This is a genomic window from Variovorax sp. Root411, assembly GCF_001425205.1.
Taxonomy (GTDB): Bacteria; Pseudomonadota; Gammaproteobacteria; order Burkholderiales; family Burkholderiaceae_C; genus Variovorax.
Genome location: NZ_LMDW01000001.1, coordinates 843,918 through 868,189, shown reverse-complemented (window position 1 = coordinate 868,189; position 24,272 = coordinate 843,918). Strand labels below are relative to the sequence as shown.

At 69.0% G+C, this 24,272-nt stretch carries 26 protein-coding genes; 13 read left to right on the top strand and 13 right to left on the bottom strand.

Going from position 1 to position 24,272, the window contains the following annotated elements; genetic code table 11:
* Positions 1–24: 24 nt before the first annotated feature.
* The 6 genes from ASC92_RS03995 (at position 25) to ASC92_RS03970 (ending at position 5,291) form a co-directional block, all read left to right on the top strand.
* Entirely contained in the window at positions 25–1,080 is a 1,056-nt protein-coding gene (locus tag ASC92_RS03995; RefSeq protein ID WP_056510533.1) for a Fe(3+) ABC transporter substrate-binding protein, read from the top strand.
* A 46-nt stretch (positions 1,081–1,126) separates the two neighbouring features.
* The gene (locus ASC92_RS03990; RefSeq protein ID WP_157608973.1) at positions 1,127–2,806 is read left to right on the top strand and encodes an ABC transporter permease; all 1,680 of its coding nucleotides are present in this window, start codon (positions 1,127–1,129) and stop codon (positions 2,804–2,806) included.
* Positions 2,803–3,486, top strand: a complete 684-nt coding sequence (locus tag ASC92_RS03985; protein WP_056510529.1) for an ABC transporter ATP-binding protein — start codon at positions 2,803–2,805, stop codon at positions 3,484–3,486. The genes ASC92_RS03990 and ASC92_RS03985 overlap by 4 nt, the downstream gene beginning before the upstream one ends.
* 103 nt (positions 3,487–3,589) lie before the next feature.
* The gene (locus ASC92_RS03980) at positions 3,590–4,282 is read left to right on the top strand and encodes a glutathione S-transferase family protein (RefSeq protein WP_056510527.1); all 693 of its coding nucleotides are present in this window, start codon (positions 3,590–3,592) and stop codon (positions 4,280–4,282) included.
* 62 nt (positions 4,283–4,344) lie between these two features.
* On the top strand, positions 4,345–4,758 hold the full coding sequence (gene gloA / locus ASC92_RS03975; protein WP_042672808.1) for a lactoylglutathione lyase: 414 nt from the start codon (positions 4,345–4,347) through the stop codon (positions 4,756–4,758).
* Positions 4,758–5,291, top strand: coding sequence for a DUF1697 domain-containing protein (locus ASC92_RS03970; protein ID WP_056510524.1), 534 nt, complete (start codon positions 4,758–4,760; stop codon positions 5,289–5,291). The genes gloA and ASC92_RS03970 overlap by 1 nt, the downstream gene beginning before the upstream one ends.
* Here ASC92_RS03970 and ASC92_RS03965 read toward each other — a convergent pair whose 3' ends face one another.
* The 4 genes from ASC92_RS03965 to ASC92_RS03950 form a co-directional block, all read right to left on the bottom strand.
* On the bottom strand, positions 5,292–6,020 hold the full coding sequence (locus ASC92_RS03965) for a haloacid dehalogenase type II (RefSeq protein WP_056510522.1): 729 nt from the start codon (positions 6,018–6,020) through the stop codon (positions 5,292–5,294).
* Between the two features lie 2 nt (positions 6,021–6,022).
* Positions 6,023–6,667, bottom strand: a complete 645-nt coding sequence (gene eda, locus ASC92_RS03960; protein ID WP_056510519.1) for a bifunctional 4-hydroxy-2-oxoglutarate aldolase/2-dehydro-3-deoxy-phosphogluconate aldolase — start codon at positions 6,665–6,667, stop codon at positions 6,023–6,025.
* Positions 6,658–8,499: a phosphogluconate dehydratase gene (edd, locus tag ASC92_RS03955; RefSeq protein ID WP_056510514.1), complete on the bottom strand. Its 1,842-nt coding sequence runs from the start codon at positions 8,497–8,499 to the stop codon at positions 6,658–6,660. Before edd ends, eda begins: the two co-directional genes overlap by 10 nt.
* 202 nt (positions 8,500–8,701) lie before the next feature.
* Positions 8,702–9,259, bottom strand: a complete 558-nt coding sequence (locus tag ASC92_RS03950; protein WP_056510509.1) for an OmpA family protein — start codon at positions 9,257–9,259, stop codon at positions 8,702–8,704.
* 135 nt (positions 9,260–9,394) lie between these two features.
* Here ASC92_RS03950 and ASC92_RS03945 point away from each other — a divergent pair, with 135 nt between their 5' ends.
* Both ASC92_RS03945 and ASC92_RS03940 read left to right on the top strand, forming a co-directional pair.
* On the top strand, positions 9,395–10,099 hold the full coding sequence (locus tag ASC92_RS03945; protein ID WP_056511846.1) for a gamma-glutamylcyclotransferase: 705 nt from the start codon (positions 9,395–9,397) through the stop codon (positions 10,097–10,099).
* Entirely contained in the window at positions 10,096–10,635 is a 540-nt protein-coding gene (locus ASC92_RS03940) for a superoxide dismutase family protein (RefSeq protein ID WP_056510506.1), read from the top strand. The genes ASC92_RS03945 and ASC92_RS03940 overlap by 4 nt, the downstream gene beginning before the upstream one ends.
* Positions 10,636–10,654: 19 nt before the next feature.
* Here the strand turns inward: ASC92_RS03940 and ASC92_RS03935 are convergent, their stop codons facing one another.
* The gene (locus ASC92_RS03935) at positions 10,655–11,224 is read right to left on the bottom strand and encodes an NTP transferase domain-containing protein (RefSeq protein ID WP_056510502.1); all 570 of its coding nucleotides are present in this window, start codon (positions 11,222–11,224) and stop codon (positions 10,655–10,657) included.
* A 29-nt stretch (positions 11,225–11,253) separates the two neighbouring features.
* Here ASC92_RS03935 and pdxH point away from each other — a divergent pair, with 29 nt between their 5' ends.
* Complete coding sequence (gene pdxH / locus ASC92_RS03930) at positions 11,254–11,907, top strand: pyridoxamine 5'-phosphate oxidase (RefSeq protein ID WP_056510499.1); 654 nt, start codon at positions 11,254–11,256, stop codon at positions 11,905–11,907.
* Between the two features lie 12 nt (positions 11,908–11,919).
* Here pdxH and ASC92_RS03925 read toward each other — a convergent pair whose 3' ends face one another.
* The 6 genes from ASC92_RS03925 to msrA form a co-directional block, all read right to left on the bottom strand.
* Positions 11,920–13,128, bottom strand: a complete 1,209-nt coding sequence (locus ASC92_RS03925; RefSeq protein WP_056511843.1) for an OmpA family protein — start codon at positions 13,126–13,128, stop codon at positions 11,920–11,922.
* Positions 13,128–13,505, bottom strand: coding sequence for a hypothetical protein (locus ASC92_RS28485; protein ID WP_056510496.1), 378 nt, complete (start codon positions 13,503–13,505; stop codon positions 13,128–13,130). Before ASC92_RS28485 ends, ASC92_RS03925 begins: the two co-directional genes overlap by 1 nt.
* 254 nt (positions 13,506–13,759) lie before the next feature.
* Positions 13,760–14,713 (bottom strand): AEC family transporter, encoded by a 954-nt coding sequence (locus ASC92_RS03915; protein WP_056510493.1) that lies wholly within the window; start codon positions 14,711–14,713, stop codon positions 13,760–13,762.
* Between the two features lie 100 nt (positions 14,714–14,813).
* Positions 14,814–16,907, bottom strand: a complete 2,094-nt coding sequence (locus ASC92_RS03910) for a TonB-dependent receptor (protein WP_056510490.1) — start codon at positions 16,905–16,907, stop codon at positions 14,814–14,816.
* An 80-nt stretch (positions 16,908–16,987) separates the two neighbouring features.
* A complete protein-coding gene (locus ASC92_RS03905) occupies positions 16,988–17,362 on the bottom strand; it encodes a hypothetical protein (protein ID WP_056510485.1) in 375 nt (124 codons plus the stop codon).
* A gap of 23 nt (positions 17,363–17,385) precedes the next feature.
* A complete protein-coding gene (msrA, locus tag ASC92_RS03900; protein ID WP_056510482.1) occupies positions 17,386–17,937 on the bottom strand; it encodes a peptide-methionine (S)-S-oxide reductase MsrA in 552 nt (183 codons plus the stop codon).
* Between the two features lie 102 nt (positions 17,938–18,039).
* Here msrA and ASC92_RS03895 point away from each other — a divergent pair, with 102 nt between their 5' ends.
* Genes ASC92_RS03895 through ASC92_RS03880 form a run of 4 tightly spaced genes read left to right on the top strand, consistent with a single transcriptional unit; the run spans position 18,040 to position 21,361 of the window.
* Positions 18,040–18,753 (top strand): TetR/AcrR family transcriptional regulator, encoded by a 714-nt coding sequence (locus tag ASC92_RS03895; RefSeq protein ID WP_056510480.1) that lies wholly within the window; start codon positions 18,040–18,042, stop codon positions 18,751–18,753.
* A 21-nt stretch (positions 18,754–18,774) separates the two neighbouring features.
* On the top strand, positions 18,775–19,452 hold the full coding sequence (locus ASC92_RS03890; RefSeq protein WP_056510475.1) for a protein-L-isoaspartate O-methyltransferase family protein: 678 nt from the start codon (positions 18,775–18,777) through the stop codon (positions 19,450–19,452).
* 16 nt (positions 19,453–19,468) lie between these two features.
* The gene (locus ASC92_RS03885; protein WP_056510473.1) at positions 19,469–19,804 is read left to right on the top strand and encodes a rhodanese-like domain-containing protein; all 336 of its coding nucleotides are present in this window, start codon (positions 19,469–19,471) and stop codon (positions 19,802–19,804) included.
* Between the two features lie 21 nt (positions 19,805–19,825).
* Positions 19,826–21,361, top strand: a complete 1,536-nt coding sequence (locus tag ASC92_RS03880; RefSeq protein ID WP_056510470.1) for a TolC family outer membrane protein — start codon at positions 19,826–19,828, stop codon at positions 21,359–21,361.
* A gap of 130 nt (positions 21,362–21,491) precedes the next feature.
* On the opposite strand, the gene ASC92_RS03875 is transcribed toward ASC92_RS03880, so the two are convergent.
* A complete protein-coding gene (locus ASC92_RS03875; RefSeq protein WP_056510469.1) occupies positions 21,492–22,874 on the bottom strand; it encodes a 3-deoxy-D-manno-octulosonic acid transferase in 1,383 nt (460 codons plus the stop codon).
* Positions 22,875–22,878: 4 nt separating this feature from the next.
* Positions 22,879–24,261, bottom strand: a complete 1,383-nt coding sequence (locus ASC92_RS03870) for a phosphomannomutase/phosphoglucomutase (protein ID WP_056510467.1) — start codon at positions 24,259–24,261, stop codon at positions 22,879–22,881.
* Positions 24,262–24,272 lie beyond the last annotated feature (11 nt).

Here is a 24,272-nt window from a genome sequence, read left to right as displayed (position 1 = left end):
CGTCACCGTCCTGGAGGATTTTTCATGACCGAACGCTCTGGCGCTCAACCCCGCGCCGCGCGCGCACTGATCGGCGTCACCACCGCCTGGCTCGCCCTCACCGCCCTGCCCGCCCACGCTGCGAACGACGAACTCACGCTCTACACGACGCGCGAGGCCGTGCTGATCCAGCCGCTCATCTCGGCCTTCAGCGCACAGAGCAACATCAAGGTCAACACCGTGTTCGTGAAGGACGGCCTGCTGGAGCGCGTCAAGGCCGAAGGCGCCCGCTCGCCAGCCGACGTGCTGATGACCGTGGACATCGGCGCCCTGATGGACCTCGTCGACGGCGGCGTGACACAGCCCGTGAAATCGCCCGCGCTCGAATCGGCCATTCCGGCCAACCTGCGCGGCGTCGACGGCCAGTGGTTCTCGCTCTCGCTGCGCGCGCGCGTGCTCTATGCCGACAAGGCCCAGCCACTCACGAGCTTCCGCTACGAAGACCTCGCCAACCCGAAGTACAAGGGCAAGGTCTGCATCCGCGCCGGCCAGCACCCCTACAACACAGCACTGGTCGCTGCACTCATCGCACACGACGGTGAGGCCAAGGCCGAGCAGTGGCTGCGCGGCGTCAAGTCCAACCTCGCGCGCAAGGCCACGGGCGGCGACCGCGACGTGGCGCGCGACATCCTCGGCGGCATCTGCGACGTGGGCCTCGCCAACTCGTACTACGTCGGCCAGATGAAGAGCTCCAAGGAAGGTACCGACGCGCGCAAGTGGGGCGACGCCATCAAGGTGGTGCGCCCGACCTTCGCCAAGAACAGCGGCACGCACGTCAACATCAGCGGCGCGGCCGTGGCGAAGAACGCGCCGCAGCGCGCCAACGCGGTCAAGCTGCTCGAGTTCCTGGTGTCGGAGCCAGCACAGGCGCTGTATGCGCAGACCAACTACGAGTACCCGGTGCGCAAGGGCGTCGCGCTCGACCCGATCATTGCGTCGAGCATCGGCGAGCTGAAGACCGACCCGCTGCCCGTGGCCGAGATCGCCAAGTACCGCAAGCAGGCCAGTGCGCTGGTCGACAAGGTCGGCTTCGACCAGTGACGCAAGCGGCCGGGCACGCCTTCCCGGTGCCTGAGGAAGCATGCGAATGACACGACGCCAGCTCCCGGGCCTGCATGCCGCAGGTCCGGTCTGGCGTCTTGCCTCGTTCGCCATCGCCGTCGGCGTGCTCGCGCCGGTGCTCACGCTGGCGTGGCTCGCGTTCGGCTCGGGCTTCGGGCACTGGGGGCCGCTGCTCGCGCACGTGCTGCCGCAGGCGGCGCTCAACACGGCCATGCTGCTCACGGGCGTGGGCGTGCTGGTGCTGGTGATCGGCACCGGCTGCGCGTGGCTGGTGACGGCGCATGACTTCCCGGGGCGCGGCGTGCTGCACTGGGCGCTGCTGCTGCCGCTGGCAATGCCGACCTACATCGTCGCCTTCGCGTACCTCGACCTGCTGCATCCCATCGGCCCCGTCCAGGGCGCGATCCGCTGGATGCTGGGCTTCGACAGCCCGCGCCAGTTCCGCCTGCCCGATCTGCGTTCGATGCCAGGTGCGATCTTCGTGCTGGGCTTCGTGCTCTATCCGTACGTCTACATGACGGCGCGCGCGATGTTCATGACGCAGCCGGCGCACCTGATGGAAGCGGCGCGCACGCTCGGCGAGAGCCGGCGCGGCGCATTCTTCCGCGTGGCGCTGCCGCTGGCGCGGCCGGCGCTGGCCGTGGGGCTGAGCCTCGCGCTGCTCGAAACGCTCAACGACATCGGCGCCTCGGAGTTCCTCGGCGTGAACACGTTGACGGTGGCTGTCTACACGACGTGGATCACGCGCTCCGACCTCGCGGGGGCGGCGCAGATCGCCTGCGCGATGCTGTTCGTGGTGATGGCGCTGGTCTGGCTCGAACGCAATGGCCGGCAGCACCAGCGCTTCGGCTCGGCACAGCGCATGCGCGCAGTGCAGCCGCGGCGGCTGCACGGTGGCGCGGCGTGGGCCGCCAGCGCAACGGCGGCGCTGCCGGTGCTGATCGGCTTCGTGGCCCCTGCGCTCTACCTCGTGCGGGAAAGCTTCAAGCGGCTGCATCAGGGCGGCGGCATTTCCCAGGGCCTGGTCGCGAGCCTCGGCAACACGCTGGCGCTGGCTTCGGGTGTCACCGCGGCCGCGGTCGCGGCGGGGCTGGTCGTGGCCTGGGCCTCGCGCAGCCAGGGCGCGGGCCTCGCCAACCGCGCGCGATGGCAGGCGCGTGCGGCAACGTTGGGCTACGCGGTGCCGGGCACGGTGCTGGCCATCGGCCTGCTCACGCCGGCGCTGGCCTTCGACAGCGCGCTTGCCACGGCATTCGGATGGCAGGGTCTGCCGCTCATGGGCGCGGGCATCGTGCTGGTCGTGGCCTGCGCGATCCGCTTTCTCGCGATGCCGGTCGGCGGCATCGAGGCCGGCCTCGCGCGCATTCCTCCCGCCATCGAGCAGGCCTCGCGCCTGCTCGGCGAAACCACCGGCGGCACGCTGCGCCGCGTGCACCTGCCGCTGCTGCGCCCCGCCATCGCCACGGGCGCGCTGCTGGTGTTCGTCGATGCGATGAAGGAGCTGCCGGCCACGCTGCTGCTGCGGCCCGCCAATTTCGACACCCTCGCCACGTGGCTCTATGCCGAGGCCGCGCGCGGCACGTATGAAGAAGGCGCGATTGCCGCGCTCGCCATCGTGCTGGCCGGCCTGCTGCCCGTCCTGCTGCTCGCGCGCAACCAGCTGGGTGCGCCTTCGGCCGCACCCGGCCCCGACCAGACACCATGAGTTCCCCCCTGCACCTCGATGCGATCCAGCTCGCATACGACACACCGCGCGGCCCGCACACGGTCGTCGACGGCTTCTCGCTGGCATTGGACGCGGGCGAAATCGGCTGCCTGTTCGGCCCTTCGGGCTGCGGCAAGACGACGGTGCTGCGAGCCATCGCAGGCTTCGAGCCCGTGCGCGCCGGCACGGTCCGGCTCGGCGACGTGGTGCTGTCGTCCGCGCAGAAGCACCTGCCGCCCGAGCAGCGGCGCGTGGGCATGATGTTCCAGGAGTACGCGCTGTTCCCGCACCTGTCGGCCGCCAAGAACGTGGCGTTCGGGCTGCGCCGGCTGGGCCGCACGGCGCAGCAATCGCGCGTGGCGGAAATGCTGGCGCTGGTCGGCCTCGCCGACGCGGGCGAACGCTATCCGCACGAGCTCTCCGGCGGCCAGCAGCAACGCGTCGCGCTGGCCCGCGCGCTCGCGCCCTCGCCCGCCCTGCTGCTGCTCGACGAGCCGTTCTCCAACCTCGACGGCGGCACGCGCGAGCGGCTGGCCTCGGAGGTGCACGGCATCCTCAAGCAGGCCGGCCAGACCGCCATCCTCGTCACGCACAACGAGGCCGAGGCACACGCGATGGCCGACCGCATCGGCGTGATGCACGGCGGGCGCATCACGCACTGGCTCGACGCGGCGGCATAGCACACGAGGTCGTTTTTCCGAATGGGCTTTTCGGGAAAAGGTTGTTCGGGACCGGAAGAATCGCGGCGTTCCAGACACACCTTGAGCCAGAACGGAAAGCCCCATGACGCAACAAGCCCTCACCCTCGTCAGCCACCTGCTTTGCCCGTACGTCCAGCGCGCCGCGATCGCATTGCATGAAAAGGGCGTGCCCTTCGAGCGCGTGGTCATCGACCTCGCGAGCAAGCCGCAGTGGTTTCTCGACATCTCGCCACTCGGCAAGGTGCCGCTGCTGAAGGTGCGCCGGCCCGACGGCAGCGAGGCCGTGCTGTTCGAAAGCAACGTGATCTGCGAGTACCTCGAGGAGACACAGCCCGGCGCCCGCCTGCACCCCGAAGACCCGCTCGAGCGCGCCGAACATCGCGCGTGGATGGAGTTCGGCTCGGCCATCCTCGGTGACCTCTGGGGTTACGAGACCACGCAGGACGGGGCGGTGTTCGAGCAGAAGCGGCTGGCGCTCGTCGCCAGGTTCGAGCGCGTGGAGTCGGCGCTGGCAGCCTCGGGAGAAGGCCCCTATTTCGCAGGCCCGAGCTTCAGCCTCGTCGACGCGGTCTTCGCACCGGTGTTCCGCTACTTCGAGGTGTTCGATGCGATCAGCGACTCGCATGTCTTCGACGCATTGCCCAGAATCAAGGCCTGGCGCAAGGCGCTGGCGGCCCGCCCCAGCGTGCGCGATGCGGTGGTGCCTGAATATCCCCAGCACCTGATGGAATTCCTGAAGCGCCACCAGGCCCACCTGCTGACACTGGCGGCTTGATCGCCGCGGCGGGAGGCAGACAATAGCGGCCTCCCTTTCTTCACGCCCAACGGCCCCACGAGATGCGACTCCTCCACACCATGCTGCGCGTCGGCAACCTCCAGCGCTCCATCGACTTCTACACCAAGGTGCTCGGCATGAACCTGCTGCGCACCTCGGAGAACCCGGAGTACAAGTACAGCCTCGCCTTCATCGGCTACGGCAAGGGCAACCCCGAGCAGGCCGAGATCGAGCTCACCTACAACTGGGGCACCGAGAGCTACGAACTGGGCACCGCCTACGGCCACATCGCGCTGGGCGTGCCCGACGCATACGCGGCCTGCGAGAAGATCAAGGCCGCGGGCGGCAACGTGACGCGCGAGGCGGGGCCGGTCAAGGGCGGCACCACCGTGATCGCGTTCGTGACGGACCCTGACGGCTACAAGATCGAACTCATCCAGCGTGACGAAGGCGCCGCCGGCGGCGGCCTGCGCTGATGACCCGCCGCGTTGCCCTGCTGCGTGGCGTGAACGTCAACGGCATCGCGATCAAGAGCGCCGACCTGAAGGCGCTGTTCGCGGAAGAACTCGGCTTCGGCGCGGTGCGAACCGTGCTCGCCAGCGGCAACGTGCTGTTCGACACCGACGAGCGCGATGCCACCGCATTGCGCACGCGCATCGAGCAGGCGCTGCGCAAGCGATTCGGCTACGAGGCATGGATCGTGCTGCTCACCCAGAAGCAGGTGGCCGACTTGGCCGCGGGCTATCCCTTCGAGCGCATCGACGACGAGCGGCATCCCTACATCGTGTTCGGCTCGGACACCGCGATGCTCGACGAGATCGTGGAGACGGCCGGCACCTTCGATACCGATGTCGAACAACTGAAGCCTGGCAAGGGCGTGCTGTACTGGCAATGCCCGCGCGGCGAAAGCCTCGATACGCCGGTGGCCAAGTTGCTGGCCAAGACGCGCTACAAGTCGAGCACCACCACGCGCAACCTGCGTACGGTGGAGAAGCTGCTCACCGGCTGATCAGCAGCCCAGCAGGTCGGCCAGTGCGTCGATGTCGCGCACGTGCAGGTTGTTGTCCGGCTGCGGCGACACGTCCTTCGGCTTGGCGCGGCCGAATTCGTGCGGGCGCTCGATGTAGGCCGTCTTCAGGCCGCACACACGTGCGGCGGCCAGGTCGTCGTGGTGCGCCGCGGCCAACATCACCTGGCCCGGCGTTGCATCGAACACACCCGCCACGCCGAGATAGGTGCGCGGATCGGGCTTGTAGGCCTTGAACACCTCGGCCGACAGCACGCAGTCCCAGGGCAGGCCCGCGCGTTTCGCCATCTCGGTAAGCAGGCCGATGTTGCCGTTCGACAGCGTGCAGATGGTGAACTTCTTCTTGAGCCGCGTGAGCCCCGCCACCGAATCGGGCCAAGCCGGCAGGCGGTGCCAGGCGCGGCTCAGGTCGCGCCTGGCGGCCGCGTCGAGGCGCTCGGACAGGCCGAAGTCGCGAAGCACCTGTTCGAGCATGCTCAGGTGCAGCTCGTCGAGCAGCGTGAAGCCGCCCTCGCCCGCGGCAATGCGCTCCATCACGGCCTTCATCGCGGGCTGGTAGCCCGCGCGCCACGCCAGCGCGAAGGCCGCGCCGTCCACACCCGGCAACGCGCGCTCGGCCTCGGCGGCAATGCCGCTGTGCCAGTCGACCACCGTGCCGAAGACGTCGAACGCGATGACCTTCAGGTCGCTCGCGTCGAAATCGGTGCGCATGATCAGCGCGGCAGCTGGCTCGCGGCGCGCGCCAGTTGCTCGATGCGGGCCCAGTCGCCGTCGCGGATCGCGTCGGTCGGCACGATCCACGAACCGCCCACGCAGGCCACATTCGACAGCGCGAGGAACTCGGCCGCGTTGCCCACATGGATGCCGCCCGTCGGGCAGAAGGTGACTTCGCCGAACGGACCCTGCCAGGCCTTGAGCATCGGCAGCCCGCCGGCCTGCAGCGCGGGGAAGAACTTGAGCTGGGTGTAGCCGTCTTCCTGCGCCATCATGATCTCGCTGCCGGTGGCCACGCCGGGCAGCAGCGGCAGGCCGAGGTCGTGGCAGGCCTTGCCGACCGCACGCGTGTAGCCCGGGCTCACGCCGAACTTCGCGCCGGCCAGCGCCGAGGCCTGGGCATCGGCCGCGCTGCGGATGGTGCCGGCGCCGGCCACGGCCTCGGGAACGTCCCTGGCGATAGCTTCGATACACTGCAGCGCCTGCGGCGTGCGCAGCGTGACTTCGAGCATGCGGATGCCGCCGGCCACCAGCGCGCGAGCGAGAGGGACGGCGTCCTTCACGTCGTTCAGCACGATGACCGGGATGACCGGCGCGTCGCGCATGACTTCGAGGGCGGTGAGTTTGGTGTCGTTCATAGCCATGAGCAGGCTCCTTCTTCAGCGGTCAATGCATTGCGGCGCATGCCGGCGAACAGTTCGCGGCCGAGGCCGTGTCCGTCGGCGATGCGCTGCGCTTCGGGCAGCGTCGCGGTTTCGCGCGCGGCCCATTCGTCTTCGGGCAGCAGCACGGCCAGCGTACCCGCGACCGCATCGAGGCGGATCAGGTCGCCGTCGCGCACCTTGGCGAGCGGGCCGCCCGCGGCCGCTTCGGGCGAGACGTGGATCGCGGCCGGTATCTTGCCCGACGCGCCGCTCATGCGGCCATCGGTGACCAGCGCCACGCGGAATCCTTTGCCCTGCAGCACCGACAGCGGCGGCGTGAGCTTGTGCAGCTCAGGCATGCCGTTGGCCTGCGGGCCCTGCCAGCGCACCACGCAGACCACGTCGCGCTCGAGTTCGCCGGCGGTGAAGGCCTTGTGCAGCGCGGCCTGCGAGTCGAACACGCGCGCGGGCGCTTCGATGACATGGCGGTCGTCGGGCACCGAGGAAACCTTGATGACGCTGCGACCGAGGTTGCCGCCCAGCAGCTTGAGGCCGCCGGTGGCACTGAACGGATTCGCGACCGTGCGTGTGATGGCTTCGTTCTTCAGCGGCGCCGCGGGGCTCCATTGCAGGCGCTGTTCGGCGCCATCGCCCACCAGCGCCGGGATGTTCGCGTATTCGCGGATGCCGCCCGCACGCACCGTCAGCACGTCGGCATGCATGAGGCCGGCGTCGACCAGCTCGCCGATCACAAGGCCCGGGCCGCCCGCGGCCTGGAACTCGTTCACGTCGGCGCTGCCGTTGGGGTACACGCGGCTCAGCAGCGGCACCACGTCGGAGAGCTTCGAGAAATCGTCCCAGTCGATCACGATGCCGGCGGCGCGCGCCACGGCCACCCAGTGGATCAGGTGGTTGGTGGAGCCGCCCGTGGCGAGCAGCGCAACCATGGCGTTGACGATGCAGCGCTCGTCCACCATCTCGCCGATGGGCGGGCATTGGAAGGAAACGTCGCTCGCCTTGCCCAGCACCGTGCGCACCGCTTCGCGCGTGAGCGTTTCGCGCATCGCGTCGCCGGGCTGGATGAAGGCCGTGCCGGGCACGTGCAGGCCCATGGCCTCGAGCAGCATCTGGTTGCTGTTGGCGGTGCCGTAGAAGGTGCAGGTGCCCACCGTGTGATAGGCGGCCATCTCGGCATCGAGCAGGCCCTGGCGCCCCACGAGGCCTTGCGCCGCCTGTTCGCGCACCTTCGACTTGGCGTTGTTCGACAGGCCCGAGGGCATCGGGCCGGCGGGCACGAACACGGTCGGCAGATGGCCGAAGTGGAGCGCGCCGATCAGCAGGCCCGGCACGATCTTGTCGCACACGCCGAGCAGCAGCGCGCTGTCGAACATGTCGTGCGTGAGCGCGACCGCCGTGCTCATGGCGATCAGGTCGCGGCTGAACAGGCTCAGCTCCATGCCAGGGGTGCCCTGCGTGACGCCGTCGCACATGGCGGGCACGCCGCCGGCCACCTGCGCGGTGGCGCCGAGCCGGCGGGCTTCGTGCTTGATGATGTCGGGGTAGCCTTGGTACGGCGCGTGGGCCGAGAGCATGTCGTTGTAGGCGGTGACGATGCCGATGTTGGGCGCGCGCTCGGCCACCACGCGGAACTTGTCGTTGGCCGGGATGCCGGCCACGGCGTGTGCCACGTTGGCGCAGCCCATGCGGTCGGAGCCGCGGTCGCGGTCGCGGATTTCGGCGAGGCGGGAGAGGTACGCGCTGCGCAGCCCCTTGCTGCGCTCGCGGATGCGATCGGTGACGTCGCGGACGATGGGGTGTGTGCTGCTGCTCATGGAGTCGGTGGCTCTTGCTGCGTGCCGCCAGGGCGGCTGTGGGCCTGGAGACCCATGGTAACAAGCCGGGCACGAAAGCCCGATGAAATCCGGGTGCCCGCCAATACGAATCCACTCGTCCGCGCCCCTGCAGGGAGGCACCCATGAAAAAGCCCGGCGTCACCGGGCTTCTTCTTGTTCTTGCAGCCGATGCGCGCGGCGCTCAGTCCACCAGCTTCACCTCGACGCGGCGCGCCTCGGCATCGTTGCCCGAGCCGGCTGTCACGGCGGGCCTCTGCAGGTCGACCTTGGCTGCCGGCACGCCCAGGCCCACGAGCACGTCGCGCACCATCTCGGCGCGTTTCTTCGCGAGCTGTTCGTTGATGGCGGCATCGCCGGTGGTGTCGTGGAAGCCCGAGACCACCGCCTTGCGGCCGCTCTCGACGCCCTTGATGACCGCGGCCAGCGCCTCGGCGGCACCGGGTGCGAGGTCGGCGCTGCCGGTCGCGAAGTAGAAGTTCACCACGCCGTCGACCACGCGGATGCTTGCGCCGTCAGGGATCGTGACCGTCACGGTCTCGGTGACCTCGGCCACCTTGGGCGCCGCGCCGGGGACAGGCGCCGAGATCACCACCGCCGCGGGCTTGGCGGCGGCGTGCGCGGCCGACGGGTTGTGGCCCTTGTGCCAGAGCACGATGCCGACCACGAAGAAGATCACCAGGGCGATCAGCGCCATGACGAATCCGAGGATGAAATTCTGCTGGCTGTCGTCATCGCTCATCGGGGGTCTTGCTCCATAGGGAAGGGGTAGGTAAATAATGGTGCGGTGAACCATGATCAGGAAATTGTAGGTGGCGGTCCCGGCATCCCCATGTCGGACCCTGCGCCGAACCCCGGTCCGCCGGGACTTGACCCCATGCCCAAACCCCTGCGCGATCCGCAGCCGATGCTCGAGCGCGCCATCGCCGACTGGGGCGGGCATGAGGATCTCTGGCTCTTCGGCTACGGCTCGCTGATCTGGCGGCCCGAGTTCGACTTCGTCGAGCGGCGCCAGGCCTGGGTGCGCGGCTGGCACCGCGCGCTGAAGATGTGGAGCCGCGTGAACCGCGGCAGCGTCCAGGTGCCCGGCCTCGTGTTCGGACTGCTCTCGGGCGGCAGCTGCCGCGGCATGGTGTTCCGCGTGCCCAGGACCGAGGGTCTCGCAACGCTGCGCCGGCTCTGGCTGCGCGAGATGCCGACCGGCGTGTACGACCCAAAGTGGCTGCAATGCGGCACGGCCGAGGGCCCCGTGCGCGCGCTGGCGTTCACGCTGTCGCGGCGCAGCCCCAACTTCACCGGCGAGCTCAGCGACGAGCGCTACCGCCACATCTTCGCCAACGCCGTCGGCCGCTACGGCACTTCGCTCGACTATGCGCGCCAGACGCTGCTCGAACTGCAGCGCCACTCGATCCACGACGCGGCGCTGGCCCGCCTGGTGGCACTGGCCGCCGTTCAGGAGCAGCAGCGCCAGCAGCAAACCGAGGGCGCGGCCGATTGTCAGGCGCCGCAGCCTCCGGTATATGTTCCGGGGTCTTCAGACCCTTCTTCCCAACCTTCCGAATCGTCCAAGGAAAACACATGACCCAACGTCGTCTCGCCGCCGCCGGCGCCGCCCTTCTCGCCTGTGCCCTTCTCGCCGCCTGCGGCAGCATGGGCGGCAAGCCGAGCACTGCCGTCGAGCTGGTACCGACCGGCGCCATCACGCCCAACCCGACGCGCGGCACGGTGACCTTCACCGCGCTCGACCACGGCGTGCGCGTGTCGGGCGAAGTGCGTGGGCTGGCGCCGGGCAGCGAGCACGGTTTCCACATCCACGAAAAGGGCGACTGCGGCAACAACGGCGACGCCTCGGGCGGCCACTTCAACCCGACCGGCGGAACGCACGGCAAGTTCGCCGCCGCCGGCAGCCATGCCGGCGAACTGCCGAGCCTGGTGGCCAACGCCAGCGGCGTGGCCCGCTTCAGCGTGGAAGACCACTCGATCTCGCTGACGGACGGCGCCGCCAACAACGTGGTGGGCCGCGCGCTGGTGGTGCATCGCGACCGCGACGACTTCACGACGCAGCCGTCGGGCAACTCGGGCCCGCGCATCGCCTGCGCGGTGATCACCAAGCCTTGATCGAAACGGGCGGCAAAAGCTAGGCGCCCTCGCGCGCCAGCCACAGCGCCTCGGCCTGCGCCAGCGCCTCGGGCGTGTCGATGTCGGTGACCACGCCGACGTCGTCCACCACCAGGTCGGCCACCGAATCGATGGCACGCATCGACCGCAGGATGGACGATGCGCCCAGGCCTCCCTCCAGCATGGCGAGTTGCGCGCCGCAGCCGGCGGCAAAGCCCACCGGATGGCCGCGCTCGCCCCGGTACTGCGGCTGCACGGCATTCACCCGGCCACCGAGGGCCGCTGCAACGGCCCGCAGCGTCGCGGGCTGCACCAGCGGCAGATCGCCCGGCAAGATCAGCCAGCCGGCTGCATCGGGCGTTGCGCGCACCGCGGCCGCGATCGAATCGCCCATGCCGGGGTGCCCCCCATCTTCCACGTGCCACGGCAGGCCGCTGGCGCGCACCGCGTCGAGCGTGCGCTCCAGAACCGGCCTGCCGGCGAGCAGCGCCTTCAACTTCGAGCCCGTGCCGCCGGCCGCGGTGAAGCGTTCGCCGCGGCCCGAGGCCAGCACGATCACCATCGGGGAATTCGCTGTCCTGGACGTCATGGTCTGAGTATGTGCGCAACAATCCCCGCATGACCTCTCCCCTCTCCAATAACGCATTGGCGGCGCTGCGCAAGAGCTACGAGCGCGCCGAACTCGGCGAAGCCCACAGCGCGGGCGATCCGCTGAAGCAGTTCGAGCGCTGGCTCACCGAAGCCATCGACGCGCAGGTGCCCGAGCCCAACGCGATGACGCTGTGCACAGTGGGCAGCGACCTGCGGCCGTCCAGCCGCATCGTGCTCATCAAGGGCTACGACGCGCGCGGCATCGTCTGGTACACCAACTACGAGAGCCGCAAGGGCCGCGAGCTGTCGGGCAATCCGTATGCGTCGCTGCAGTTCCATTGGGTCGAGTTGGAGCGCGTGGTGCGCATCGAAGGCCGCGTCGAGAAGGCAGGCACTGAAGAGAGCGACGCCTACTTCGCGAGCCGCCCGCTTGACTCGCGCATCGGCGCCTGGGCCAGCCCGCAGAGCGAGGTGATCAGCGGACGCGACGTGCTGGTGAAGAACGCCGCCGTTGCCGCGGCCAAGCACCTGCTCTCGCCGCCGCGCCCCCCGCACTGGGGCGGCTACCGGCTGGTGCCCGACCGCTGGGAGTTCTGGCAGGGCCGCAAGAGCCGGCTGCACGACCGGCTGCGCTACCGGCCCGAAGGCGCGGACTGGGTGCGCGAGCGGCTCGCGCCCTGACTTGCTTCGGCGTCAGGCCTCGCAACCGACTACCTTGAACTCGACGCGCCGGTCCAGCGCGTCGCTCGCATCGTCGGCTCCCGTTCCAACGATGTTCTCGCGAAAGCCCATGCCCGATTCGCGCAGCTTCTTCGACAGCGGCGGCGCCTCGCCCACCAGCCGGGTCTTCACGCTCACCGCGCGCTGCAGCGACAGCCGCTCGTTCACCGCCTCGGAGCCCGTGCGGCTCGTGTGGCCCGTGACCACCACGCAGGAATCGATCTGCGCCGCCTGCCGCGCGATCTGGCGCAGCCACATCGGATAGGCGGCGCTGATCTTCGGGTCGGAGAGGAAGTCGGTCGAGCCCGGCTTGAACAGGAACTTCACGCTCAGGTTGTTGGTTTCGAGCCCCAGCCGCGCGATCGTGCCGAAGGTCTTCTCGGCATCGGCCGTACGGCCGAGCTGCGATTGCGTGAGGTACAGCCCGCTGTAGATGCGCAGTTGCTGGCCGTCGGGGCGCTTCGACGCGGCCTCGTAGCGGCCGAGCGCCTCGCTCATGCGGCCGGCCTCGTAGGCGGCGGTGGCTTCCTGCAGCACGGTCGAGGTCGGCAGGCGCTCCAGGTACAGCGCGTCGGCGGCCTGGCCGGGCTGGGTTTCGGCGGTGCGGATGTAGCCCTCGACGCCGCGGTCCTTGCCGTTCACCGGGCTGTCGCGAAAGAAGGCGGTGGGCCGCGTGTCGAGCGTGGCGTCGCTAATGCGCGTGACCGACTGCGCAATCACCACGCCGCTCCGGATCTCGGTCAGCGCGAGGTTCAGCCGGTACGGTGCGCCCGAGGCGTCCTTGTCGCGCACCAGCGTGCCGTTGAGCACGTACTGCGCGTTGCCGATCTCGCTGGCATTGAACGGCGTGACGGTGAACTGCTTGAACTGTGCCTGCATGCGCTGCACGATGCGCTGCTCGGCCACGCGCGTCACCTCGGTCTGCTGGCCGCTCGCGCCTTCGAGCAGCGGGTCGATCACGATGCGGCGCTGCGTGAGCGTGGATTCCACCTTGGCGAGGAAGGCCGGCAGCTTCTGCGTCTGCACCATCAGGTCGTCCACCGCCTGGTTCACGGCCTGGTCGAAGGGCATGGCGTTGCCCGGCGCGGGGCGGTGCGCACAGGCAGCGGCGAGCACAGCGGCGAACAGCGTGAACGCGCGCAGCGCCAGGCGGACTCGTTGTGTGGTGGTGGTGGTCTTCATCAGCATTGGCTCCTCAATGTCTTCATGTCCTGGTCCGACAGCGGCTCGCCCACGGCGGCGCGCATGTTGATCTCGCTGCAGCGTTTCGAAGGCACGGGGCGCCGCTCGACGGGTTCGCGATGCGCCTCGGGCGCCGGCGCCGCGGTGGCGGTGATCTGCGGGCGCGGCTTCGGCGCCGGCCGCACGACGGCGGGCTTGGGCTCAACCTCCTTGGCCGGCGGTGCCTCCGCCGGCACAGGAACGGCCAGGCAGGGCGTGCGGCATGGCTTGGCCTCGCCCGCCGCATGCGCGCGTGCGCCGTGCAGCGCGATCACTGTCGCGACCACCGCCGTCACTGCAAGGGCAAGGGGCGAAACACGCGCCGGGTAGATCGTCATCAGCCGGCAAATGTAGAGGCGCGAACGCCGCGCGCCAGCCCACCAAACGGCCACCCCTGCCAAACGGCATAGGGCTAGCGCTGTCGTTCAGTCGGGCAAAAGTTCGCGAAAACGCCGGAATCCGGCGCGCTATGAAACTGGCGCGATTCAGTCGCGGGACACCGCAGAACCGGCTTTGCCGGGCTGCTGGTGTCGCCCCGGGTAGGGGGTTGGCGTAGCGACACGAAGTGCGCGAAGCCTGGGGGCGAGCTCCTTTATGGCAGCCACTGCACCCAGACCATCACGAGCGGGAGCGTGGCGAGCCCCAGCACCGTCGACATGGCGACGCTGGCCGTCACCAGGTCTTCGGCCGTGCGGTAGCGCTGCGAGAAAAGGAACACGTTGGCGCCGATCGGCAGCGCTGCCGCCACCACCATCACCGTGAGCGGAATGCCGCGCACGCCCAGCAGCCAGCCGATGGCGGCCACCAGCAGCGGATGCAGCAGGTTCTTCACCAGCGCCTGCACCAGCGCACCGCGCCAGTGCCGGCCGATGGGCGTGAGCGCAAGCGTGATACCCACCATCACCAGCGCGACGGGGCCGAAGGCCTGGCCGAGCAGCTGGATCGGCTTGTCGATGACCTCGGGCATGACCAGCCCGGTCTGCGCGAACAGCAGGCCCGCGATGATCGGCAGCGGCACGGGGTGGATGATGGCGTTGCGCAGCGCACGCATCACGGTGCGTGCCATCGACGGTCGCCTGTCTTCGTCGCCGACACCCGCGTGCTCGCGCGCGACGGCCAGTTCCAGCACCACCGTGGCGCTGGTCAGGAGCACCAGCGAATGCAGCGAGATCAGCGTGAGCAGCACCACCATGCCCTCTTCGCCATACGCCAAGCCGATCAGCGCGATGCCGATCATCACCGTGTTGCTGTACGTGTTGGCCAGCGCGATCACCGCCGCGGTGCGGTTGAATCCGCGCAGCGCCAGCGTGGCCGCGAACAGCAGGCCCGAGGCGACGAAGTACGCCGCCACCGGCTTGAGGCTCAGTTGCTCGACGTGCACCGTGCTCATGGCGCGGAACAGCAGCGCGGGCGCGAGCAGCAGGAAGATGAGATGCGACAGGTCCTTCACCGCATTGCCGCCGATCCAGCGGCGCTTGCCGGCGAGGTAGCCCGCGGCGATCAGCAGGACGACGGGGAGCAGCGAGGAGATGACGAAGGAATTCACTCGGCGAGGATAGCCCAGTGAGTGTCTTGCTCCTTCCCCTCCCGGGGGAAGGCTGGGATGGGGGCAGCCCTCCCCCGGAAGGGGAGAGAGAAACACGGGATCAGAACGTCACGCGCAAACCGACCTTCAGCGTGCGCCCGGGCAGCGGCGCGTTCGGATACACCGTCGTCGTCAGGATCGACGTCGCGCTGTAGGCCAGCTTGTTCGTGATGTTGTCCATGCGCGCATACCAGGTGAGGTTGGCGCGCTGCACCTTCATGCGATAGGTGATGGCCGCATTCCACAGCGTGTAGGCATCGGTCTCGCGCGCGCCCACCGACGGGATGCGATGCTGCGCCGCGTTGTAGTCGAAGCCGAAGCGCGCGCCCCACGGACCGTTGGCATAGGCCAGCGTCGCCCCAAGGCGCAGCGGCGCGATGCGCGGCAGCGGCTCTCCGGTGTCGAGGTTCTTCGCGCGCACGATGTCGCCGCGCCATTCGAGGTCCAGCGTGCCGGCGTCATCCATGCGCGCGAAGCCTTCGCTGCCCAGCAGGCGCAGGTTGCCGTTGGCCTCGATGCCGGTGAAGCGCGCACGCACGCCGCTGTAGACGTACTCGGCCAGCGTATCGGTGGCGCCGGGCTCGGCCACGTTGCCTTCTTCATCGAGGTTGCGCCCCGATGCCGTCAGGCCGATGTAGTTGCTGAAGCGCGTGACGTAGGCGTTGACGCGGGCCGTGTTCGGGCCCGACTTCCATTGCGCGCCCAGGTCCAGGCCGGTCGACTTTTCCTTCTTCAGGTTCGGGTCGCCCACTTCCCATGCGGCTGTCGCCACGTGCGGGCCGTTGGCCAGCAGTTCGTAGTCCTTCGGTGCGCGCTCGGTGTAGGCGAGGTTCGAAGTCAGCTGCCACTGAGGCGCGAGGTTGACCAGCGCACCGAAGGCCGCGCTGTGCGGGTTGAAGGTGCGCTCGCCGACCGCAAAGCGCGTGACCGTCGGATCGTCCGGATAGCCCAGCGATCGGATGCGGACCTGCTCGGTGCGCGCACCGAAGCTCAGCCGGCCCCACGAGGTGCCGTATTCCTCGTACATGAACAGCGCATTGGAGCGCGTGCGGCTGTGCGGCGCGAAGGCCTCCTCGCCATCGGCGGCGAAGCGATTGGTTTCGCTGCTGAAGCCCACCAGGCCCTCGAAGTTGCCGATCTTCTGATGGCGCGCCTCGATGCGCAGGTCGTTGCTCATGTTGGAGAACGTGGTGCCCGGCGTGCCGCCCTCGAACTCGGTGTGGCGGTAGTCGGTGTGGCTCATCTTGGCGTGGATGCTGCTGATGAAGCCGCCCGGGCGCCATTCGCCCTCGAGCGCATAGCGGTCGGACTTCATGCCGATGGTGACGTCGTCCTCGGCCACGGTGCCGTAGGTGCTGCGGTAGGTGCTGACCGAGGCGCCGATGTAGCCCTGGTCGAAGAACATCGTGCCGCCGACGGCGCCGCCGTGCGCCTCGTTGGCCGAGTTGCAGATCTTGCGCGCCGTCCACGGCGAGCCGGGCTTGCTGCATTCGAGGGTGATGGGCACCGAGACGTCTTTCGAGTCGCGGTTGAAGGCGTCGACGTGCAGTGCGAAGCGGTCGTTGCCGCCTTCGAGCACCACGCCGCCGTTCTTCTCCTTGTTGCCGGTGGCATAGCCCAGGTCGGCGCGGCCGCCGAAGCCGTTGATCGGCTCGGTCGGGATGCGGTTGTCGATCACGTTGACCACGCCGCCGACGGCGCTGCCGCCGTACTGCAGCGCCGACGGGCCGCGCAGCACTTCGATGCGGTCAGTGACCAGCGCATCGACAGGCACCGCATGGTCGTAGCTGAGCGCGGAGGCATCGGGCGCGCCGCCGCCGTTCTGCAGGATGCGGATGCGGTCACCGTCCTGCCCGCGGATGATCGGGCGGCTGGCGTTGGGGCCGAAGTAGCTGCTGCTCACGCCGGGCACGTTGTCCAGCGTTTCACCAAGCGTCGATTGGGAGCGCAGCAGCAGCTTGTCGCCCGACAGCGTGGTGGTGGGCGCGATCAGTTCGGAGGCGCCGAGCGGGTTGCCGGTGACGGTGACCTCGCGCAGGCTGGTGGCATCGGCGGGTTGGGCCTGAACCTGCGCCTGGTCCTGGGCCATGCTTGCGAAGGAGGCGAGCGAAAGAACGGCAACGCCGATGGCGTTGCGACGGAAATTGGGAGTCATGAAGGGACACTCGTTGAATCGGGAAACGACCGGCCGCCACCCGCGCAGGAAGCGGGTGCAGCAGCCGGAACACAGGGGATTCAGCGAGTGGAAGGCGGGCCGCGCGCGTCGAACAGCGCGACCCAGCGGGCGACGGATTCGCCCTCGAGAAAAGCAAAGGTGGCCGACGGCAGCAGCATCGGCAGCACCACCAGCGGCACGCCGAGCACGCCGGAGCCGTGCGAGAGCTGGTCGTACAGCCGGCACTCGGCGTCGTTGTGTTCGCCGAACAGGCTGGCCAATTGGTGGCCCGTATGCTTGTGGGCAACTTGCGCCGCCGCCGCGGCGGGCAGGCCCGGCACGTGCAGCGAGCGGTGCATCAGCCCCAGCGTGCCCGCGAACCACACCGCGACCATCAGCGCGATGACGAGCGCACGGGTCGAACGGGTCCGGGGCTGGCGGATGGAGAGATGCACGGGGCGCAGGTACCGGTCGGCGCTCAGGCCTTGACGCGCGACGCGAAGGTCTTCTGGAACTTCTCGACCTTGGGGCCCACGACGAACGCGCAGTAGCCCTGGTTCGGGTTGTTCAGGAAGTAATCCTGGTGATAGGCCTCGGCCGTCGAGTAATTGGCGAGCTGCGCCACCTCGGTCACGACAGGCGAGCTGTAGGTCTTGCTGGCCGCGATCTCGCGGATGACCTCCTCGGCCACCTGCTTCTGCGCGTCGCCGGTGTAGTAGATGCCGCTGCGGTACTGGGTGCCGGCGTCGTTGCCCTGGCGGTTGAGTGTGGTCGGGTCGTGCACGACGAAGAAGATTTCGAGGACTTCGCGCAGGCTGATCTGCGCGGGGTCGAATTCGAGCTTCACCACCTCAGCGTGGCCGGTACGGCCGGTGCAGACCTGCTCGTAGGTCGGGTTGACGGCCTGGCCGTTGCAATAGCCCGATTCCACGTCCAGCACGCCCTGCACCCGGTCGAACACCGCCTCGGTGCACCAGAAGCAGCCTCCGCCGAGCACGACGGTTTCGGTGGGCGGCGATGAAGTGGACATGGTGCGGCTCCGGGCGGTTGGAAAAAGACGAGCCCGGTATTGTCGCGACTTGACGTGACGGATGCCGGTCACTACATTACTAACCCGCGAGTCATTAACACCATGTCCCCGCCCCGTTCCTTCGTCGACAAGATCATCTGCCCGGTGCGCGCCAAGCGCGAGCGCCGGAAAGAGGCGCGCCCCGGCGAACTGCTGGCCGCCGCGCTCGACCTGTTCGTCGAAAAAGGCTTTGCCGCCACCCGCTCCGAGGAAGTGGCGGCGCGTGCCGGCGTCTCCAAGGGCACCCTCTTTCTCTATTTTCCGAGCAAGGAAGAACTTTTCAAGGCCGTGGTCATGGAAAACCTCGGCGGCCGTTTCACCGAGTGGAATGCCGAATTCGAGGCTTTCGAGGGCACCACGGCCGACATGCTGCGCTACTGCATGAGTGTGTGGTGGGAGCGCGTCGGCAAGACCCAGGCCTCGGGCCTGACCAAGCTCATGATGAGCGAGGGCGCCAACTTTCCCGACCTGGCGGAGTTCTACCGCCGCGAGGTGGTCCGCCCCGGCCACGAGTTGCTGCGGCGCATTTTCCAGCGCGGCATCGACAGCGGCGAGTTCACGTCCATCGACGTCGACCATGCGATCTATTCGGTGGTGGCGCCCATGGTCTTCATCATGCTCTGGAAGCATTCGGCCATGGTCTGTGTCGACGGCGCGTCCGCCCTCGACCCTGAAAAGTACCTCGCCACCCAGGCCGACGTGGTGATCAACGGACTCTGCATGCGCTCCGGACCGGCGGCGTCGCCAGCGACGCCTAAAATTGAAGGTTTGTCCTGAGCCCACAAGGAAAGCCACGCCATGAACCCCACCCCCACCCTCGAGCGCCTGCGCTTCAACATGATCGAACAGCAGATCCGCCCCTGGGACGTGCTGGAAACCGACATCCTCGAACTGCTGGCCGAAATCCGCCGCGAAGACTACGTGCCCGACGCGCACCGCACGCTGTCCTTCTTCGACATGGAGCTGCCGCTGCTGGACGGTTCGGTGCCCGGCGAGATCATGCTGTCGCCCAAGGTCGAGGCCCGCACGCTGCAGGACCTGCACATCCAGAAGCATGAATCGGTGCTCGAGATCGGCACCGGCTCCGGCTTCATGGCCGCCCTGCTGGGCGCCCGCGCCGCGCAGGTGCTGTCGCTCGAAATCAACCCCGTGCTGGCCGCCCGCGCCGCCGAGACGCTGCGCCAGAACGGCGTGACCAACGTCGAAGTGCGCCATGCCGACGGCGCCGTGCCGCTGGCCAGCGGCCCGAGCTTCGACGTGATCGTGCTCAGCGGCTCGGTCGCGCGCATTCCGCAGAACCTGCTGGGTTCGCTCAAGGTCGGCGGCCGCCTCTCGGCCATCGTGGGCGAAGAGCCGATGATGCGCGCCCACTTCGTCACCCGCACCAGCGAAAGCAAGTGGGACACCCTCCAGCCTTGGGACACCGTGGCCCCGCGGCTGCTGAACTTCCCCGAGCCCTCGCGCTTCTCGTTCTGAGCGGGCGGTTGACCGAATGATCGACCAAGTCCGCCCCGCCGACCTTGCCGCCTGGTTCGCCCAGAACGCCGACGCCGCCCCTGTGCTGCTCGACGTGCGCGAGCCCTGGGAACTGCAGACCGCGAGCGTCGCGCCCCAAGGCTTCACCCTGGTCACGATTCCGATGAACGAGATTCCCGGGCGGCTGGCCGAACTGGGCCAGGACCACCGCATCGCCTGCCTCTGCCATCACGGCGCGCGCAGCCAGCGCGTGGCCGCCTTCCTGAACCAGAACGGCTTTGCCGAGCTCGCCAATGTGGCGGGCGGCATCGACGCCTGGTCCTCGCACGACCCCACGGTCCCGCGCTACTGATTCTTTCTTCAAGGACGTTCAATGCCTTCCAGGCCCCGGCTTTCGCCTCTTTCCGCAGCGCTCGCAAGCCTCTTCGCAGCCCTGCTCGCATCGCCGGCCCAGAGCCAGACACTGAACGAACTCTATGAATCCGCCCGCGGCTTCGACGCCACCTACCAGGGCGCGCGGGCCCAGTACGATGCCAGCATCGCACGCGCCGCGCAGGCCAAGGCCGGCATCCTGCCCGCCGTCGGGCTCACGGCCGGCGTGACGCGCAGCGACCTCGACATCGACACCCTCACGGGCACCGGCCGCGGCACCACCACGCCGCGCGACTTCAACACGCAGAACGTCGGCATCAACGCCACGCAGCCGCTGTACCGGCCGGCCAACTGGGCCACCTACGAGCAGGGCAAGCGCCAGGCCGACATCGCGCAGGCGGTGCTCACCATTGCCGAGCAGGACCTGATCGTGCGCGTGAGCCAGGCGTATTTCGACGTGCTCGCGAGCCAGGACAGCCTGGCACTCGTGCGTGCGCAGAAGGTCGCCGTGGCCGAGCAGCTGGCGTCGGCCAAGCGCAACTTCGAGGTCGGCACCTCCACCATCACCGATTCGCGCGAGGCACAGGCGCGCTACGACCTGGTAATTGCCCAGGAAATCGCGGCCGAGAACGACCTGCAGGTAAAGAAGATCGTGCTCGACCAATTGGTCGGCCGCCCCGGCAGCGTACCGGTGCCGCTGCGGGTGCCTGTCGTGCTGCCCGCCGCCATGCCCGCGGACATCAACGCCTGGGTCGCGCAGGCCGACGACGTGCACCCCGCCATCCAGCAGGCCCGCCTGGGCCTCGACGTGGCCGGGCTCGAAGTGGACAAGGCCAAGGCCGGCCACAAGCCCACGCTCGACGCCAACCTGGGCTACAACGTCACGCGCAATCCGACGGGCACCAGCACCAGCACCGTGGGCACGCGCGTCAACGCGGCCACCGTCGGCGTCACGTTCAACCTGCCGCTGTTCGCCGGCTTCGCCACCGAGAACCGCGTCAAGGAAACGCTGGCGCTCGAGGACCAGTCTCGCAGCGTGCTCGACGGCACCAAGCGCAGCGTGGCGCAGGCCACGCGCGCGGCGTACCTCGGGCTCGTCTCGGGCGCGGGGCAGGTGAAGGCGCTGGAAGCGGCCGAGGCCTCGAGCCAGAGCGCGCTCGACGCCAACCGGCTGGGCTACCAGGTGGGCGTGCGCATCAACATCGACGTGCTGAATTCGCAGAGCCAGCTGTTCCAGACCAAGCGCGACCTCGCGCAGGCCCGCTACAACGTGCTGCTGGGCAACCTGAAGCTGCGCCAGGCGAATGGCACGCTGACGATCGACGACATGAACGCGATCAACGCGACGCTGGCGAGCAGCGGCAGCGTGCCGGCGGTGCCTCCGGCCACGGGGCCGGATCGCAGCACAACGACGCCGGTCGCGCCGCCGAGCATTCCGGTGATTCCGCCGGTGCCGGTGCCGCCGTTCAATCCGCCGGCGCCGACGATGCCGACGGCACCGGTGCCGCCGGTGATCCTCAATCCGCCGGTGCGCTGAAGCTCTTTCTCCCTCCCCTCCCGGGGGAGGGCCGGGGTGGGGGCACAACGGCCTCGGCCCCACTGCGGCGCTCGTTGGGCGCTTGCCCCCATCCCAGCCTTCCCCCAGAGGGGGAAGGAGCCATGCAAACTCAGTCGAGTGTGGGTTCGGCGCGCGGCGGCTCGCTTTCGAGCGGCGCATGTTCCGACGCGACAGGCTCCGCCGCCTGCGCAATCGCCAGCACCGCGGCCGCCGTGCGCTCGGCCGCTCCGCGATTCGACGAAGAGAACGCCAGCGCGGCCTGCGCCATCGTGGCGCGGCGCTCGGGGTTCTCGACCAGCTTCAGCGCGGCCGTGACGGCCTGCTCCATGTTCTCGACGCGCAGCGATGCGCCGGCCGCCAGCGAGAGCTGCGCCGCCTCGGCGAAGTTGAAAGTCGACGGTCCCATGACCACCGGGCAGCCGCAGGCCGCCGGCTCGATCAGGTTCTGCCCGCCCAGCGGCTCGAAGCTGCCGCCCAGCAGTGCTACGTCGGCCAGGCCGTAGTACAGCGCCATCTCGCCCAGCGAATCGCCGAGCCAGATCTCTGCCTCGGCCGGCTGGCCCGCCGCGCTGCGGCGCGCCACGGCGAAGCCTTCGGCTTCAATCAGCGCCGCCACTTCATCGAAGCGCTGCGGGTGGCGCGGCACGATCATCCATTGCACGTCGTGCACGCGCTTGGCAATCGAGCGGATCGCGCCCTGCTCCGGCGGCACGGGCGAGGTCGCGCCGAAGCGCTTGAGCACTTCGAGCAGCATCCGCTCCTCACCGTCGCGCGAGCTCGCGAGCACGACCATCGGCCGCGGCAGGCGCTCGCGCAGCGACACGGCCGCGTTCAGCTGGCGCACGTCGGGCGTGGCGTCGAACTTGAGGTTGCCGTAGATGCCGGCCACCTTGGCGCCGAGCGACACCAGCCGGTGCGCATCGGCTTCGGTCTGCGCCCACACGGCCGCAAGGGCCGAGTAGGCGGGCCGCGCGAGCCATGCGAGCCGTTCGGCCGCGGCCAGCGATTTCTCGTTGAGCCGCGCGTTGGCCAGTACCAGCGGAATGCGGCGCTCTGCGCAGGCGGCGGCCATTTCGGGCCAGACCTCGGTCTCCATCAGCACGCCGATGCGCGGCTCGAAGCGGTCCAGGAAACGCGCCACCGCGCCCGGCGTGTCCCATGGCTGCCAGACCTGCGTGTCGCCCGGTTCGAGCAGCTTGGCGCCTTCTTCACGGCCGGTGGCGGTGCCGTGCGTGAGCAGGATCGGGATGCCCGGGTACTGCCTGCGCAGTTCGGCGATCAGGATGGCGGCCGCGCGGGTCTCGCCGAGCGAAACCGCATGCACCCAGCATTGGGCCTGGCCGGTGGTGGCTTCGTCGTAGTGGCCGAAGCGCTCTTCCACGGCCACGCCATAGCCCGGCTCGGCCTCCGCGCGGCGCCGCAGCTTGCGGCGCACGAGCGGTTGCACAACGGTGGTGAAGACGCCGTAGAGGCGCAGCAGCAGGGAACGCACAGGCTCAGTGGGACGCTTCGGCGAGCTTGGCGTCGGGCTTGGCCGTACGCAGCAGCGCGAGCATCTCGGTTTCGATGCGCTTCAGCGCGGCATCGGTCTGGCCTTCGAAGCGAAGCACGAGCACGGGGGTGGTGTTCGATGCGCGGATCAGGCCGAAGCCATCGGGCCAGTCGACGCGCAGGCCGTCGATGGTCGAGACCTTGGCCGGGGCCGCGAAGCTCGCGCCCTTCACGAGCTTGTCGACCACGGTGTGCGGCTCGCCTTCGGCGCAGGGCACGTTCAGTTCGGGCGTCGAGAAGCTGGTGGGCAGCGCGTTGAGCACGTCGCTCGCGTTCGGGCTCTTGCTCAGGATTTCGAGCAGCCGGCAGCCCGCATAGGTGCCGTCGTCGAAGCCGAACCAGCGCTCCTTGAAGAAGATGTGACCGCTCATCTCGCCACCCAGCGGCGAATCGATTTCCTTCATCTTCGCCTTGATGAGCGAATGGCCGGTCTTGAAGATCATCGGCACGCCGCCCGCGGCCTCGATGGCCGGCGCCAGGCGCTGCGAGCACTTCACGTCGTAGACGATGGTGCCGCCAGGCACGCGCGACAGCACGTCCTGCGCAAAGAGCTGCATCTGGCGGTCGGGGAAGATGTTCTGGCCGTCCTTGGTGACGATGCCCAGGCGGTCGCCGTCGCCGTCGAAAGCCAGGCCCAGTTCGGCATCGCCCGCGGCCAGCGCGGCCATCAGGTCCTTGAGGTTCTCGGGCTTGCTCGGATCGGGATGGTGGTTGGGGAAGTCGCCGTCGACTTCGCTGAACAGTTCGGTCACCTCGCAGCCGATGGCGCGGAAGATGGCCGGGGCCGATGCACCCGCGATGCCGTTGCCCGAGTCGACCACGATCTTCATCGGGCGTGCCAGCTTGATGTCGCCGGCAATGCGCTTCACGTAGGCCTCGGTCACGTCGACCTTGCGCACACTGCCGCTGGGGGCGAGCTGCGCGGTGCCGGCTTCCATGGTCTTGCGCAGGCCCTGGATCTCGTCGCCGTAGATCGCGCGGCCGGCCAGCACCATCTTGAAGCCGTTGTAGTCCTTGGGGTTGTGGCTGCCGGTGACCTGGATGCCGCTCGTGCACAGCGTGTGGGCCGCGAAGTACAGCATCGGGGTGGTGACGGCGCCCACGTCGATCACCTCGACGCCGGTGGCCACGAGGCCCTTGATCAGCGCCTCGGCCAGCACGGGGCCCGACAGGCGGCCATCGCGTCCCACGGCCACGGACTTCTCGCCGGCGGCACGGGCGGCGCTGCCGAAGGCCCGGCCGAGCGCTTCGGCCACCTCCGCATCGAGAGTGACGGGCACGACGCCGCGAATGTCATAGGCCTTGAAGATGGACGCGCTGAGCTGCATGAAAGGCGTTT

What these genes read in the sequence shown, in the direction of transcription:
- ASC92_RS03995 (WP_056510533.1), top strand. Translation starts at nt 25, where the DNA reads ATGACCGAACGCTCTGGCGCTCAACCCCGCGCCGCGCGCGCACTGATC.
- ASC92_RS03990 (WP_157608973.1), top strand. Translation starts at nt 1,127, where the DNA reads ATGACACGACGCCAGCTCCCGGGCCTGCATGCCGCAGGTCCGGTCTGG.
- ASC92_RS03985 (WP_056510529.1), top strand. Translation starts at nt 2,803, where the DNA reads ATGAGTTCCCCCCTGCACCTCGATGCGATCCAGCTCGCATACGACACA.
- ASC92_RS03980 (WP_056510527.1), top strand. Translation starts at nt 3,590, where the DNA reads ATGACGCAACAAGCCCTCACCCTCGTCAGCCACCTGCTTTGCCCGTAC.
- gloA (WP_042672808.1), top strand. Translation starts at nt 4,345, where the DNA reads ATGCGACTCCTCCACACCATGCTGCGCGTCGGCAACCTCCAGCGCTCC.
- ASC92_RS03970 (WP_056510524.1), top strand. Translation starts at nt 4,758, where the DNA reads ATGACCCGCCGCGTTGCCCTGCTGCGTGGCGTGAACGTCAACGGCATC.
- ASC92_RS03965 (WP_056510522.1), bottom strand. Translation starts at nt 6,020, where the DNA reads ATGCGCACCGATTTCGACGCGAGCGACCTGAAGGTCATCGCGTTCGAC.
- eda (WP_056510519.1), bottom strand. Translation starts at nt 6,667, where the DNA reads ATGGCTATGAACGACACCAAACTCACCGCCCTCGAAGTCATGCGCGAC.
- edd (WP_056510514.1), bottom strand. Translation starts at nt 8,499, where the DNA reads ATGAGCAGCAGCACACACCCCATCGTCCGCGACGTCACCGATCGCATC.
- ASC92_RS03950 (WP_056510509.1), bottom strand. Translation starts at nt 9,259, where the DNA reads ATGAGCGATGACGACAGCCAGCAGAATTTCATCCTCGGATTCGTCATG.
- ASC92_RS03945 (WP_056511846.1), top strand. Translation starts at nt 9,395, where the DNA reads ATGCCCAAACCCCTGCGCGATCCGCAGCCGATGCTCGAGCGCGCCATC.
- ASC92_RS03940 (WP_056510506.1), top strand. Translation starts at nt 10,096, where the DNA reads ATGACCCAACGTCGTCTCGCCGCCGCCGGCGCCGCCCTTCTCGCCTGT.
- ASC92_RS03935 (WP_056510502.1), bottom strand. Translation starts at nt 11,224, where the DNA reads ATGACGTCCAGGACAGCGAATTCCCCGATGGTGATCGTGCTGGCCTCG.
- pdxH (WP_056510499.1), top strand. Translation starts at nt 11,254, where the DNA reads ATGACCTCTCCCCTCTCCAATAACGCATTGGCGGCGCTGCGCAAGAGC.
- ASC92_RS03925 (WP_056511843.1), bottom strand. Translation starts at nt 13,128, where the DNA reads ATGAAGACCACCACCACCACACAACGAGTCCGCCTGGCGCTGCGCGCG.
- ASC92_RS28485 (WP_056510496.1), bottom strand. Translation starts at nt 13,505, where the DNA reads ATGACGATCTACCCGGCGCGTGTTTCGCCCCTTGCCCTTGCAGTGACG.
- ASC92_RS03910 (WP_056510490.1), bottom strand. Translation starts at nt 16,907, where the DNA reads ATGACTCCCAATTTCCGTCGCAACGCCATCGGCGTTGCCGTTCTTTCG.
- msrA (WP_056510482.1), bottom strand. Translation starts at nt 17,937, where the DNA reads ATGTCCACTTCATCGCCGCCCACCGAAACCGTCGTGCTCGGCGGAGGC.
- ASC92_RS03895 (WP_056510480.1), top strand. Translation starts at nt 18,040, where the DNA reads ATGTCCCCGCCCCGTTCCTTCGTCGACAAGATCATCTGCCCGGTGCGC.
- ASC92_RS03890 (WP_056510475.1), top strand. Translation starts at nt 18,775, where the DNA reads ATGAACCCCACCCCCACCCTCGAGCGCCTGCGCTTCAACATGATCGAA.
- ASC92_RS03885 (WP_056510473.1), top strand. Translation starts at nt 19,469, where the DNA reads ATGATCGACCAAGTCCGCCCCGCCGACCTTGCCGCCTGGTTCGCCCAG.
- ASC92_RS03880 (WP_056510470.1), top strand. Translation starts at nt 19,826, where the DNA reads ATGCCTTCCAGGCCCCGGCTTTCGCCTCTTTCCGCAGCGCTCGCAAGC.
- ASC92_RS03870 (WP_056510467.1), bottom strand. Translation starts at nt 24,261, where the DNA reads ATGCAGCTCAGCGCGTCCATCTTCAAGGCCTATGACATTCGCGGCGTC.